This is a genomic window from Flavobacterium sp. HJ-32-4, assembly GCF_022532105.1.
Taxonomy (GTDB): domain Bacteria; phylum Bacteroidota; class Bacteroidia; order Flavobacteriales; family Flavobacteriaceae; genus Flavobacterium.
Map to the genome: position 1 here is coordinate 2,544,112 of NZ_CP092832.1, position 13,238 is coordinate 2,557,349.

At 50.5% G+C, this 13,238-nt stretch carries 10 protein-coding genes; 4 read left to right on the top strand and 6 right to left on the bottom strand.

What is annotated here, in order from left to right:
• Position 1 precedes the first annotated feature (1 nt).
• Genes MKO97_RS10730 through MKO97_RS10740 form a run of 3 tightly spaced genes read right to left on the bottom strand, consistent with a single transcriptional unit; the run spans position 2 to position 4,778 of the window.
• Positions 2-361 (bottom strand): response regulator, encoded by a 360-nt coding sequence (locus MKO97_RS10730; RefSeq protein WP_241103219.1) that lies wholly within the window; start codon positions 359-361, stop codon positions 2-4.
• On the bottom strand, positions 298-3,549 hold the full coding sequence (locus tag MKO97_RS10735) for an ATP-binding protein (RefSeq protein ID WP_241103220.1): 3,252 nt from the start codon (positions 3,547-3,549) through the stop codon (positions 298-300). Before MKO97_RS10735 ends, MKO97_RS10730 begins: the two co-directional genes overlap by 64 nt.
• Before the next feature lie 2 nt (positions 3,550-3,551).
• Positions 3,552-4,778: a response regulator gene (locus MKO97_RS10740; RefSeq protein ID WP_241103221.1), complete on the bottom strand. Its 1,227-nt coding sequence runs from the start codon at positions 4,776-4,778 to the stop codon at positions 3,552-3,554.
• Between the two features lie 555 nt (positions 4,779-5,333).
• On the opposite strand from MKO97_RS10740, the gene MKO97_RS10745 reads away from it, so the two are divergent.
• A complete protein-coding gene (locus MKO97_RS10745) occupies positions 5,334-6,107 on the top strand; it encodes a phosphatase PAP2 family protein (RefSeq protein WP_241103222.1) in 774 nt (257 codons plus the stop codon).
• Positions 6,088-7,608, top strand: coding sequence for a phosphoethanolamine--lipid A transferase EptA (gene eptA / locus MKO97_RS10750; protein WP_371820454.1), 1,521 nt, complete (start codon positions 6,088-6,090; stop codon positions 7,606-7,608). The genes MKO97_RS10745 and eptA overlap by 20 nt, the downstream gene beginning before the upstream one ends.
• A gap of 96 nt (positions 7,609-7,704) precedes the next feature.
• Here eptA and MKO97_RS10755 read toward each other — a convergent pair whose 3' ends face one another.
• A complete protein-coding gene (locus tag MKO97_RS10755; protein WP_241103224.1) occupies positions 7,705-9,279 on the bottom strand; it encodes an FAD-dependent oxidoreductase in 1,575 nt (524 codons plus the stop codon).
• Between the two features lie 157 nt (positions 9,280-9,436).
• Between MKO97_RS10755 and MKO97_RS10760 the strand changes: the two genes are divergently transcribed.
• Complete coding sequence (locus tag MKO97_RS10760) at positions 9,437-9,640, top strand: hypothetical protein (RefSeq protein WP_241103225.1); 204 nt, start codon at positions 9,437-9,439, stop codon at positions 9,638-9,640.
• 113 nt (positions 9,641-9,753) lie between these two features.
• On the top strand, positions 9,754-11,013 hold the full coding sequence (locus MKO97_RS10765; RefSeq protein ID WP_241103226.1) for an aminotransferase class I/II-fold pyridoxal phosphate-dependent enzyme: 1,260 nt from the start codon (positions 9,754-9,756) through the stop codon (positions 11,011-11,013).
• A gap of 81 nt (positions 11,014-11,094) precedes the next feature.
• Here MKO97_RS10765 and MKO97_RS10770 read toward each other — a convergent pair whose 3' ends face one another.
• Positions 11,095-12,228, bottom strand: a complete 1,134-nt coding sequence (locus MKO97_RS10770) for a GTP cyclohydrolase (protein ID WP_241103227.1) — start codon at positions 12,226-12,228, stop codon at positions 11,095-11,097.
• On the bottom strand, positions 12,225-13,202 hold the full coding sequence (locus MKO97_RS10775) for a transporter (RefSeq protein ID WP_241103228.1): 978 nt from the start codon (positions 13,200-13,202) through the stop codon (positions 12,225-12,227). The genes MKO97_RS10770 and MKO97_RS10775 overlap by 4 nt, the downstream gene beginning before the upstream one ends.
• Between the last annotated feature and the right edge of the window lie 36 nt (positions 13,203-13,238).

Here is a 13,238-nt window from a genome sequence, read left to right on the forward strand (position 1 = left end):
GCTATTTTTTGTCATACAGCCATACCCGTAGCAACGAGAGCAATTGATCGACGTCGACCGGTTTCGTAATGTAGTCGGACGCGCCGGCACGGATGCACTTCTCGCGGTCGCCCATCATGGCCTTCGCAGTGACGGCGATGATCGGGAGTTGTTTGTATCGTTTGATTTTTCGGATTTCCTGTGCCGCTTCATACCCATCCATATTGGGCATCATCATGTCAAGCAGCACGATGTCGGTTTCAGGATGTTCTTCTAGCGCCTCCAACGCTTCTTTGCCGTCAATGGCGGTTATCACCTTCATTTTAAGCGTCTCGAGCGATTTGGTGAGGGAGTAGATGTTGCGTACATCGTCGTCGACCACCAATACGGTTTTTTTCCGCTGAGCACGTTCTGGAGGAGTCCGAAACGGGCGTTGTCGCGACGTCCTTCTTTTTTCTCTTCTACGAGATGGAGGAAGAGGGATACTTCGTCGAGCATCCGTTGGTAGGAGTGGGCGGTTTTCACCACGATCGAATCGGCGTAACGACGGATCTTGACTTCCTCGGCCATCGACAGGCTCTTTCCGGTGAAAACGATGACCGGTACGCTTTCCAGGTCTTTGTTTTTCTTGACGTTCTCGAGCACTTCGTAGGAATTTGGGTCGGGAATGCCCATGTCGAGTATGACACAATCGACGGTGTCGTTGGTCAGGGTCTGTATGCTTTCGTCTATGTCGCTCTTGATCTCCGATTTGATGCTGTGGGCTTCGAGGAAATAGGCTAGGGCTTTCGCATGTTTGGGGTTGTCTTCGACGATGAGTACCTTTTGTGATTCCCGGCTGACAATGTGTTCGATACGCCGAAACACCTCAGGTATCTGTTCCATTGCGGTGGGCTTGTCGACGAAGTGGGCGGCGCCTTTCAGCAGGCTTTCATGCCGCACGTTATGGGACGAAATGACGTGCACGGGAATGTGCTTCGTCTGTGGGTTTTGTTTGAGGTCTTCCATTACTTCCCAACCATTTCGCACGGGCAGTTGCAGGTCGAGCAGGATACCAACCGGTCGGTGGGCGAGCGCCAGCGGAATGGCATGGTCGCCGCGGACGGTCGTCACACATTTGTAGCCGCGTTGGTGGGCGTATTCCATGAGGGTACGGGCGAAAATCACATCGTCTTCTACGATCAGGATGACCTTGTCGTCGGGCTGCAGGTCGTTTCGGTCGTCGTCGATATCCTCCGGAATTCTGTTTTCCAAATACGACTGGGTAGCCATCGGGGTCTCTTCTACCTGCAATTCCTCCACAGGCAGGAGGTTTTCGTTTCCGGTGGTTCCCGTAATCGGTAGGCGCAATGAAAATGTGCTTCCTTCGCCGGGTTTACTGCTTACGGAGAGCCCTCCTTTCAACAGGCGGGCGAGTTCGCGGCTGATGGACAGGCCAAGTCCGGTGCCGCCGTATTTTCTTTTCGTCGAACCGTCGGCCTGCTGGAAGGCGTCGAATATGAGCGGTTGCTTTTCCTTGGGAATGCCGATTCCGGTGTCGACGACGGAGAAACAAACAAACTTCGGATTCTTTGGATGTTGGCAGATTTGCAGTGTAACGGATCCTTCCGACGTGAACTTGATCGCATTCGAAATCAGGTTGTTCAGTATCTGTTCGATGCGCATGCGATCGGTTCGGATGACGACGGGCGCATCGGGCTCGATCTCAATATGGAACTCGATGCCTTTGTGTCGCGCCACTTCGCTGAAAAGTCCGTGTAGGCTGTCGGTGATTTCGGAAATGGCGACATCCTGCAATTCCACTTCCATCTTCCCGGCTTCGATTTTCGACAGGTCGAGTATTTCGTCGATGAGCGCCAACAGTCCGCTGCCGGAACTTTGGATCACGCGTGCGAATTCTGTTTGTTCGGGTGACAGGTTGCCTTCGTTGTTTTCGGAGAGGAGACGGCTCAACAGTAAAATCGAATTCAACGGTGTGCGAAGTTCGTGCGACATATTGGCAAGGAACTCGGATTTGTAACGGGTGCTCAACTCCAATTCCTCGCTTTTCTTCTGGATCTCGACGTTGCGTTCTTCCAACAATACGCTGCGTTCGGAGAGTTCTTCGTTGGTTTGCTGCAGTTCTTCCTGTTGTACTTTCAGTTCCTCTTCGGATGCCTGTAACTTTTCGGTCTGGGCTTCGAGTTCGGCGTTGATGCTCTCGAGTTCGCTGTGCTGCGCCTTAAGTTCCTCGGCTTGTGATTGGGTTTCTTCCAACAGTTCCTGTAACTGGCGGCGGTTTTGTGACGCCCTGAGTGCGGTTGCTATGGTGCCTGCCACGAGGTTCAGGAACTCCAGGTGCTGGGGCGGGTAGGGTCGGGTAGCGGCCAATTCGAGCACGCCTTCTACCGCGGCTTCGATCAGCGGAAGGGCCACGACATGCGCCGGCCGGATTTCGCCCATCGCAAAATGGATGTGGAGGTCGGCGTCGTCAGGGGCTTTGATTTCGAGCATCTTTTGGCTGGCAACGGCTTCTCCGGCCAGTCCTTCGCCCAATTCGATTATTTCTGCCGTGCGATCGGCCTGGTAGCTGTATCCGGCGGTCCGGCGCAGCCTACCATTTTCGAATACGTAGAGGAGTCCGGCCTGGCTGTCGGTGTATTCGGCCATAAACGCCACTACATCCCGCGCCAACTCCGCGGTTGTTTTGTCGCCGAGCATGACTTTGCCCAACAACGACTGGCCGGTTTGCAGCCATTCGTTCTTTGAGAGCGTCTGGAACGACTGGTCAAGTGACGATGCCATGTTGTTGAGTGCGCCGCCCAGCGTTCCGAGAGCGTCTTTTTGGTGTTCGTCTACGCGGATGCCATAATTACCGGTTGCGATCTGCGCCGCCATGCCGCTGATCAGTTGGATGCGGTCGGCCGTTTCGCGGTCTTTTTCGGCTAATTGCTGGTAGAGCAACGCCCGTTCGTTGTAATCGTTCAGGATGCGGGAGAAGAAAAGTCCGGATATGATCAATGCGATGATTGCCGCGACCACAATCAACATGACACTGTATACCGCATATTCCTCCGATTTGGCCGACCGGATCTTGAGCAACCGCTGTTCTTCGTTTTCGAGGGTTTGCATGGTGGCGCGGACGCGTGCCATCAATTCTGTACCGTTTTTGAGGTCAAACGTGGCGGTTTGTTTGCCGTTGCGGCGTTCGTCGATGCGGAGTTTGAGATAGGAAAAGAACTCGGTCCGTAACGGCCGTAATTTCCGCAGCACTACCTGTTGGTGCGGGTTGTCAAGGGTCAGTTCTTCTACCTTACCTATGAACTGGTCGGTTCGGGCGGAAGCTGTTTGGTAGTCGGTGAGTAGGGAGGCACGACCGGTGATAAGAAAGCCCCGCATGGCGGTCTGGGCGTCGAGCATGACGGCTTCGGCCTGTTTGATGTTGTAGATGACTTCCTGGGTGTGACCGACCATGCGGTTCGTTTCGAGCAGCTTCCGTATACTGAGGTAGGACGCGACCGAACTGACGATCAAAATCAGCAGGGATACCGCAAAACTAATCAGCAGGTTACGTTTGAACGTTGTCTTCATGTTTAGACCGGTAACAGGATGATGAATGTGGCGCCTTCTCCCACACGACTGCGTGCCGTGATCAAACCGTTGTGTTTCTCGATGATCTTTTTGGCGATAGCGAGTCCGATGCCGGTTCCTTCATAGTCGCGTCGGTCGTGCAGGCTCTGGAAGATGACGAATATTTTTTCGAGGTACACTTCGTCGAAGCCAATGCCGTTGTCGGCCACGGTAATCCGGCAGAACGCCCCTTCGGGATCGGCCACAGCGTCGAAGTCTTTGGTGGCGACCCGTTCGCCCGAAATGGTAATGCGGGGCTGCCTGTCGGGTTGGGAGAATTTGAGGGCGTTCTCGATCAGGTTCTGGAACAATTGCCGGAGCTGGCTCGTAACCGCCGTGATGACCGGTAAGGGTTTTACGTCTACGGTGGCACCTTTCGCTTCGATCAGGTGGTCAAAATCGGCAATGACCTCACGCAGGACTTCATTTAAATCGGTTTTCTCAGTGGCGACCTTTGACGATAGCCGCGAATAGTCGAGGAGATCGTTGATGAGGCTCGACATCCGTTCCGCGGCGGTCACGGTGCGGTCAGCATAGTCGATGGCTTTTTCGTCGGGTGACAGGTATTTCTCGCGCATCATCTTGACGAGCATCGAAATCTTGCGCAGCGGTTCTTTCAGGTCGTGCGAGACGACCCAGGAGAATTGTTGGAGTTCGTGGTTGCGGAGTTCCAATTCCTCGTTTTTGGCACGCAGTTCGCGGGTGCGTTCGGCCACCTTCGATTCGAGTCCTTCGTTGGCAATCTGCTGCTCATGCTGCGCCTGTTTTCGTATTTCGATTTCTTTGGAAAGCAGGTCGCGGATGGCTTCCAGTTCCTTTTTTTGTTCGTATAACTTCTGGAAGGTCTTGACCTTTAAGATCAACAATTCCGGGTCGACCGGTTTTGTGATGTAATCCACACCGCCGCTTTCGTATCCTTTGGAAATAAACCGCTTCTGTTTATTGACCGCCGACAGGAATATGACCGGGATGTCTTTGGTGCGGTTGCTGCCCGCCAGCGTCTCGGCGACTTCAAAACCATCAATGCCGGGCATTTGCACGTCGAGGATGATTAAGGAATAGTCGGTCTTGAGGATTTTACGCAAGGCTTCTTCTCCAGACTCGGCTGCGTCTGAGGGCAATCCGTGTAAGTCGAGTATCTTCTGGAGGGGAAGGATATTCTCCCGCTTGTCATCTACGACGAGGATCATAGCAGGAGCGGGGTTTGGGGGTTTTCAATCACTTTTTGTAGGTCAATTTTGAGGGCGCTTCTCTCAAATTTACGATTAACTTACAAAATGCGAAAATAATAAAGCTAAAAAATACATAAATAGACAAAAAGCGAAAATACGCTGTCTACTAGTCGGCAATTATCGAAGGACGTGTATCGTGGCACACCCTCTATTGAAGCCGCGGCAGGCCCAGACAGTAAAAATCCTTGTTATCGCGTGTGGGCTATTCGTCACACCGTAGATAGACTGCAAGACATACTGTATTTACCATCAGAAATTTAGCTCAATCGACACAACTACCAAATTGAAATAGATTTCAGCGTGAATCTTTAAGAAAAAGAGGATATGCGACCGAGCCTTCGTTTTCTGACACGACCTTTTGAGTTTCTATTTCCGTTGTGCCAGGCCAGTGCCTACCAGAGATCCATGAGGACGGTATTTTCGACACGACCGCATGCGGAAGTGTGCTCGAGACTAAACGCACAGGCTGTTCGAAATTATGCCCGGCTTCCGATCTATTCCCTTTTTATACCGATGTTTATTCTTGCCGCGCTATTTCTGTATCTCAATTGGCGCGATGCGTTGAACGCAGACCGTTATATAGGCATTCAGAAAGTCTGGTTTTATGAACTGAATACGGATTTCTCATGGTTGCCGGGTGTTCAATACAACCTCACCCAATTCGGGGATGCGTTTGTTTTTCTCTCTTTTCTCACGCTTTTGTTTGTGTATGCGCCCCGAATTTGGGAATCCCTTATATCCGCATTGTTACTTTCGTTTGTACTTACGTGCCCGTTAAAGAGCCTGGTTTCCGTTCCACGGCCTGCCGCAGTGTTCGACCATGGAAGCTTCGTTATCGTCGGAAAAGCGTTGCGCGGGCACAACAGCTTACCTTCGGGTCATTCCATTACGGTCTTCACGGTACTTACGGTTTTGATATTCGCACTGGCTCCTGAAAGAAAATCGCTAAAGATTATATGGTATTGCCTTACCATTTTCGTTGGGGTGATTGTGGCATTTACGAGGGTAACAATCGGAGCACATTACCCCCTTGACGTCATAATTGGCGGTGTAATAGGTTATATCCTAGGGATTTTAGGCATCTTTGCAAGCCGACGTTTTCGCATTTGGGGGTGGATTAATAATGTCATGTGCTACCCTTTCCTGGTGCTTTTGATTTTAGGGTGTTGCGTTGTATTCGCTACCAAGATTATCCAGGAGAACCTTTTTGTCTACTATCTTGCAATGGCCAGTCTTCTTGTTTCACTAAAGAAAATAAGTAATGTCTATCTTAAAAAAGGAGATTAAGTTAACGCACTTCGTACTCGTAATGAGTACGTTAAACTTTGTACTCTTTCACTTTCCCTTTTTCCGTTTTGTGTTCAACAGCGTCGACTACACGAGTTTCAACGGTATTTTACTGGTTATCAGTTTGCTGGTCCTGATGGTAGTGCTGAACGCATTTGTCTTTTATCTTATCTTTTACCTGTCGGTTGTGTTCGGCCGGGTCCTATTGACACTATTCTTTGTTGTAAACGCCCTTGCGGTCTATTTCGTCGTTACCTATGGCGTCATTATAGACGAAACCATGATCGGCAATGTGCTTAATACCAGTTATGATGAGTCGAGCAGTTTCCTTTCGTTTCGGCTGGTACTTTACATCGTTCTGCTCGGTATACTGCCCAGCGTGTATATTTTCCGGGTTAAAATAGTCAAAGGGGCTCTAAAACCTTTTTTGCTCATTTCCTCGCTGACCCTACTGTTCATTGCGTTATTGGTATTCGTCAATGCGAGCAATTGGCTTTGGATCGATAAGAATTCAAAACGATTGGGAGGTCTCGCCATGCCGTGGTCCTACACGGTAAATCTCCAGTTATTCTACATTCACAAGAGCCAGAAAAACGAGAAAGAGATTTTGTTACCGGATGCACGAATACGGGATACCGAAAAATCGGTGGTCGTGCTTGTCATCGGCGAATCGGCGAGAAGCCAGAATTTTTCGCTTTACGGTTACCCCAGGAACACCAATCCTTTGCTTTCAAAAGAGCCGGGGGTCCATCATTTCAATGCGACATCATGCGCCACATACACCACTGCCGGGGTCAAATGCATACTGGAACACACTGACTCCGGAAAGTTATACGAAATCTTACCCAATTACCTCTATCGCAATGACGTGGAAGTCGTGTGGCGCACGTCTAACTGGGGAGAGCCCCCGGTGCATATCAAAAACTATCAGAAAAGCGAAGACTTACGATCGGGCTGTACCGATGATGGGTGCCATCATGATGAAGTGCTTCTGAAGGGCCTGAAACAACTGATTTTGTCCAGTAAGAAGAATAAAATTTTGATCGTTTTGCACACCAGTATCAGCCACGGTCCGACCTACAATAAGAAGTACCCGTCGCGATTTGAGGTTTTCAAACCCGTATGTTCCAGTGTGGAATTAGGGAATTGTTCGAATCAGTCGCTGATAAATGCCTATGACAATACCATTGTCTATACCGATTATGTTTTGCACCAGGCCATCGAAGATTTAAAGCAACTCAAAGCGTATAAGAGTGCCCTGATCTTCGTTTCCGATCACGGGGAGTCTTTGGGAGAGAAAAACCTATATATGCACGGACTGCCGATGAGTATTGCCCCTAAAGAGCAGTATGAGATTCCGTTTATAGTTTGGACGTCACCCGGTTCTGACAAAGTGAAGTCTTTTGAAACGGTAAACCAAAACTATGTATTCCACAGTGTATTGCATTTTTTGAATATTGAAAGTCCCGTGTACGAAGAAGATCTGAATATCTTTGAATAAGGGTGTTTCATACGATTTTTGACCACAAAAAAGGGGCTGTCTTACAACAGCCCCCTTCACACATGGCGGCACCTACCCATTATAATACCGCCACGGCTAACTGTGAGGGGTGAACGGTAGTGTTTCCCTTGTGAGATTTTGATTGGCGGGTCCGTTGACGACCTGGCCGTGTCCGTCGAAACGCGACCCATGGCACGGGCAGTCGAAGGTTTTCTCATCGGCGTTCCAGTGCACGATGCAGCCCAGATGCGGGCAAACCGCGCTGAACGCATGCACTTCGCCCGTTTCATCGCGAAAAACGGCCTTCTTTTGCAAACCGTCCGAAATAATGCTTCCTTCACCGGGCGCGAGGGCAGTCGGTGCCGTGCCGTCCATAGGGCGGATCCAGTCGGCGTATTGCATCGCCATATTACCGGTCTCCTTCAGGAAGGTGCCTGCGGCGGAAAGCGTAATCCGGCAGGGGTCGTATAGTTCGGTGTAGGGATTCTCCCGTCCCATGATGAGGTCGGTAATCAATAAGGCACCGATGGTCGTATGGGTCATCCCGTTTCCTGAATCGCCACTGATAACGTATATCGTATCATCGCACGGATTTCGTCCCATAAAGCCCAGCCCGTCGATGGGTTCCAACACCTGTCCCGACCAATGCGCCACACGGTTCCCCATCAGCGGGAAGTGCTGTCGCGCCCAGGTTTCGAGACGATCGTAGCGGGCCGTTTCGCTAATGCCTTCGGCGTCGGCCTGGCCTGTTTTGTGGTCTTCGCCGCCCACGATCAATACATCATGCGTATCGTCATACGATTCAAGCCTGACGTAATGGTAGGGTTCTGACGACCACCGGCTTCGCACGTCGCCCGTATCCCACCAAAGGGCATAAGGCAGGCTGTCTTTTGGCACGAGGAAAGAGGCCACATAGGTTCTATAAGGATGCTGTTTGGTATGCAGGGAGAACAAGTCGTTGATCGGACTGTTGGTTGCCACCACAATAGCGGATGCATTGACGGTATGTCCGTTGGCGACTACATGGTCTTTGTGGACCTCGTCTACGTGGGTGCCCGTATAAATACGTCCGCCTTTGGCCAATATCGCCTGGCAAAGGCCGTTCAGGTATTTCAATATATGGAATTGCGCCTGTCGCGGAAAGCGTATTGCAGATCCCACACCGCGAATTCCAGGTGGTTGGATACGTTCAACGTCGAGTCCGGCTTTTTCAGCCGCGGCAAACTCCCTCTCAAGGTGTTCGGGTTTGTCAGACGGGTGGAGGAAAAGATAACCATCGACCGTACGGAATTCGCAGGAAATGTGTTCGCGGGCGACGGTGTCGGCTATCCAGGCAATGGCGTCGGAGTGGCTTTGTGCGGCCAACCGCGTTTTCTCTTCGCCAAACACGTCTTCGAGGTAATAATAGCGGTCGTCAAGGGCATTGGTGATATGGGCGGTCGTACGTCCGGACTCGCCGCTGGCGATGTAGCCATCTTCGAGCACCGCCACGCGCTTGCCTTCTTTTGCCAGGCAATACGCGGTTGTCAGTCCGGCTATTCCCGCGCCGACGATTACGACGTCTACTTCACAACCCTTTTGAAGGGAATCGAATACGAGTGACGGCTCGGTTTGCATCCAAATCGACGGATGTTGGCCGGAAGTCGTGTCGGGCATAGCGCTTTGAAACATGGGTTGTGGTTTGTTTTTCCAAAATTGCGATAATGCGGGCCCGGCCTTGTTATATCCTCCTTAGAAACCTTTATATCATTCGGGGTTTTGTCTGGCAATGGGCGAGCGACGTTTGCCAGTTCGTTGATTTTTTGTACCTTACATCAAAACAACGGTCATGAAACTCTCCAACATCCTCCTCACCATCCTCGCGGGCTCTGCCGTGATCCTTCTTGCGCACCAAATACGACGCAGACAGGATGGGGTGCCGGATGATCTGGATGAAGACGACCTCTATCGGGATTATGAGGATATGCAGTCGATGTATCCGCAACATCCCATTTTCAAACACGAAGACCGTGACCATCCGTTGTTTGTGTAGTCTGTAACACACTACAAGGACGTTTTCTGTCGGTGAAGTAACAACAGGATGTCTGTGAAACTATGGGAGAAATCCGTACTTTTGCGACGAACTAAAAACAAGGTACGACTGTCATGGTAAAAGATCTGTTCGAAAGGATTCAGCATAATAAAGGCCCGCTCGGAAAGTGGGCGTCACAGGCCGAAGGTTATTACGTTTTCCCGAAGCTCGAAGGCGAGTTGGGACCCCGTATGATGTTTCACGGGCGTGAAATCCTTAACTGGAGTATCAACGATTATCTCGGACTCGCGAACCACCCGGAGGTACGTAAGACCGACGCGGAAGCAGCCCTGCAATACGGCGCTGCCTATCCGATGGGTGCCCGGATGATGAGTGGCCACACCACGCTGCACGAGCAGTTGCAGAACGAACTGGCGGAATTCGTGCAGAAAGAAGCCGCTTACCTTTTGAATTTCGGTTACCAGGGCATGGTGTCGATCATCGACGCATTGGTGACCAAGAATGATGTCATCGTATATGATGTCGATTCGCATGCCTGTATCATCGATGGGGTCCGCCTCCACATGGGGAAACGGTTTACCTACAAGCATAACGATGTTGAAAGCATCGAAAAGAACCTGCAACGCGCTACGAAAATGGCGGAGGAGAACGGCGGGGGCATCCTGCTGATCACCGAGGGTGTATTCGGTATGCGTGGCCAGCAAGGCAAATTGCGGGAGATCGTCGAGATGAAGAAGAAATACAACTTCCGTCTTTTGGTCGACGACGCGCACGGGTTCGGCACGTTGGGTAAAACCGGCGCCGGGGCAGGCGAGGAGCAGGGTTGCCAGGATGGTATCGACGTGTATTTCTCGACCTTTGCCAAATCAATGGCGAGTATCGGGGCATTTGTAGCCGCTGACAAAGACATTATCGATTATTTGAAATACAACCTGCGTTCACAGATGTTCGCGAAGTCGCTTCCGATGATTTTCACGGTCGGCGCGCTGAAACGTCTTGAGATGCTGCGCAGCATGCCGGAACTGAAAGACAAACTGTGGGAAAATGTCAATTACCTGCAGAACGGACTTAAGGAGCGTGGCTTCAACATCGGCGACACCAATACCTGCGTAACGCCGGTGTATCTGGAAGGAAGCATTCCTGAGGCGATGGTGATGGTCAACGACCTGCGTGAGAATTACCACATTTTCCTATCGATTGTGGTGTATCCGGTGATTCCGAAAGGCATCATCCTGTTGCGTATGATTCCAACCGCGTCACATACCATCAGCGATATCGACGAAACGCTGTCGGCATTTGAAGCCATCCGCGAAAAACTCACGAACGGCACGTATAAGAAAATTGCCCAGGAAACTACGGTCGACGTATCGTAATCCTATATCCATCATAGAAAAAGCCCGATGTTTTCCAACGTCGGGCTTTTTTATTTTGGTACGGACGACTGCTCCTTGCTCCTAGCTACTCGCTCCTTCTAACCCCTTCACATACGTCCTCCTCCGGCGAAACACCACCGGATCGAAGTGCTTCCAGATATTATGGATGGCGTGGTTGTCTTCCAGTTCTGGAGTGCGGATGCATTCTTCTATACCTTTTGCCGAAAAAACCTTATAGAACTCCTCGAAAACAATTGCCGTAACGCCTTTGTTTTGGTAGTCGGGATGGATGCCTATGAGGTAAAACAACACTTCCTTTGCGTTCTTGCGGGCGTTCAGTAAATGGAACAACCCGAATGGGAAAAGGCGCCCATTCGCTTTTTTCAATGCCTGGGCAAACGACGGCATCACAATGCTGAAGGCGATCATCTTGCCGTTTTTATCGGCGATAAATTTGATGTATTCCGGGTTGATGAAACTGATGTACTTCCGCTTGAAGTATGCCTTCTGTTTTTCATTGATGGCGACGAAACTCGACAGGCGCTCGTACGACGTATTGAACAGATCGAACATCTCGTCGACGTAGGGCAGGATGTCCTGTGTTTTGGTAAAATTCACCGGCGTCAGGCCGTACCGCTTTTTGATCAGTTCCGCGGCCTTGGCAAACATGGCGGGTTGTATTGATCGAAAATGGAACTTGTTTTCGAGGTATTCCTTCTCCTTTACAAACCCCAGTTGCTCGAGATGGTCTTTGTAATACGGGTAGTTATACCATGTAATCATCGATCCCATACTGTCGAAGCCTTCTGTGACGACGCCCACTTTGTCGAGGTTTGAAAACCCCATAGGACCTTCGATGTGGTCAAGGTGGTGCTGGCGTCCGATCGCTTCGACTTTTTCCAGCAGTGCTTTCGTCACCTCGATGTCGTCGATGACGTCCCACCAACCGAAACGCATTTTCTTTTTGCCCTGTAAACGTACTTCGTCCCAATTGATTATGGCGGCGAGTCGTCCGACGATTTTGCCGTCTCGATAGGCGAGGAGGAAGTGCGCTTCCGCGGAATCGAATACCGGGTTTTTCTCGCGGTCGAAACTCTCGAGTTCGTCGGCGATGATAGGGGGCACCCAATACGGATGTCCTTTATAAAGTGAAAACGGGAATTTCACGAATTCCCGCATTTGTTTTTTAGTGAGGGCTTCTGTAATCGTAATCATGGTGCCGGAACATCAACTTCGTCCTTACGCTTCTTTTTCTTCTTTTTGTCTTTCTTGTCTTTGCCTTTGCCGTCTTTGTCCTTGTCTTTATCGGAACGGATCAGCACCGGCTTGTAGTTTTTATCGAAACGCCATGAAATACCGGCACCGGCGTAAAAGACGGAGGGCGTATCTTTCATGTTGGTCGATACCGAGGCATCGAATTGCATCGTTTCGGTCATGAGATAAGCAGCGCCACCGCGAAGGATGGAATCGGAGTAGAAATCACTCTTATAACCCTGGTTCTCGAAAAACAGCGACCACTTTTCGTTCAGTCCGCGGGTAATAGTAAGAATGTAACCATAGCTGGGAAAATCCGATGTGATCCTATCGGCAATAAGGTTCAGCACCACCACGTATCCGCCACTCAACTGGTTTTGGGTGATGATCATCACCTTTGGGCTGATCGCAGGATCGGTTTCAAAGGTATACGGATTGTCGAAGTTTAAGTTGAATCCGGCGAATGCTGAAATAGAAGGAATTAGCTGTCTCCATTTGAACTTATGTTTCTTCTTCCAACTCAGTAAATCTTCGTGTTTCGGCTTGCCATCATCGACTTTTTTGTAGGGATCATACAGCAGGTATTTTGCGCCCAAAACGGTTTGCCGCAAGGCGCTGCGCGATTCCGATCCGATGGGTGTGGTGAGACGATCGGCCTGGTACTGCAGGTCGGCGATGAACTCGAGTTCTTCTTTAAAAAGTCCCCAACGGAGTTGCAGGTCGACGCCCATTCCGCTCGATTTCGTCTCTAAAAGGGCATGGTCTTCCGAAATGTAGTAGAAGCCGCTTTCCACCTGAAACAGGCTCTGCCCGACGGAATAGGCCCCATACGACTTCCCCGGGCGGTTGGAGTTGATTTCATCGGTAAATTGCGCAGAGGCAAATGCCGTGGTAAAAAGGGTGATAAAAAGGGAAAAACACTGTATTCTGGGCATGTGCGGTATGTTGAGAGTCATCCAAATGTAGTACTT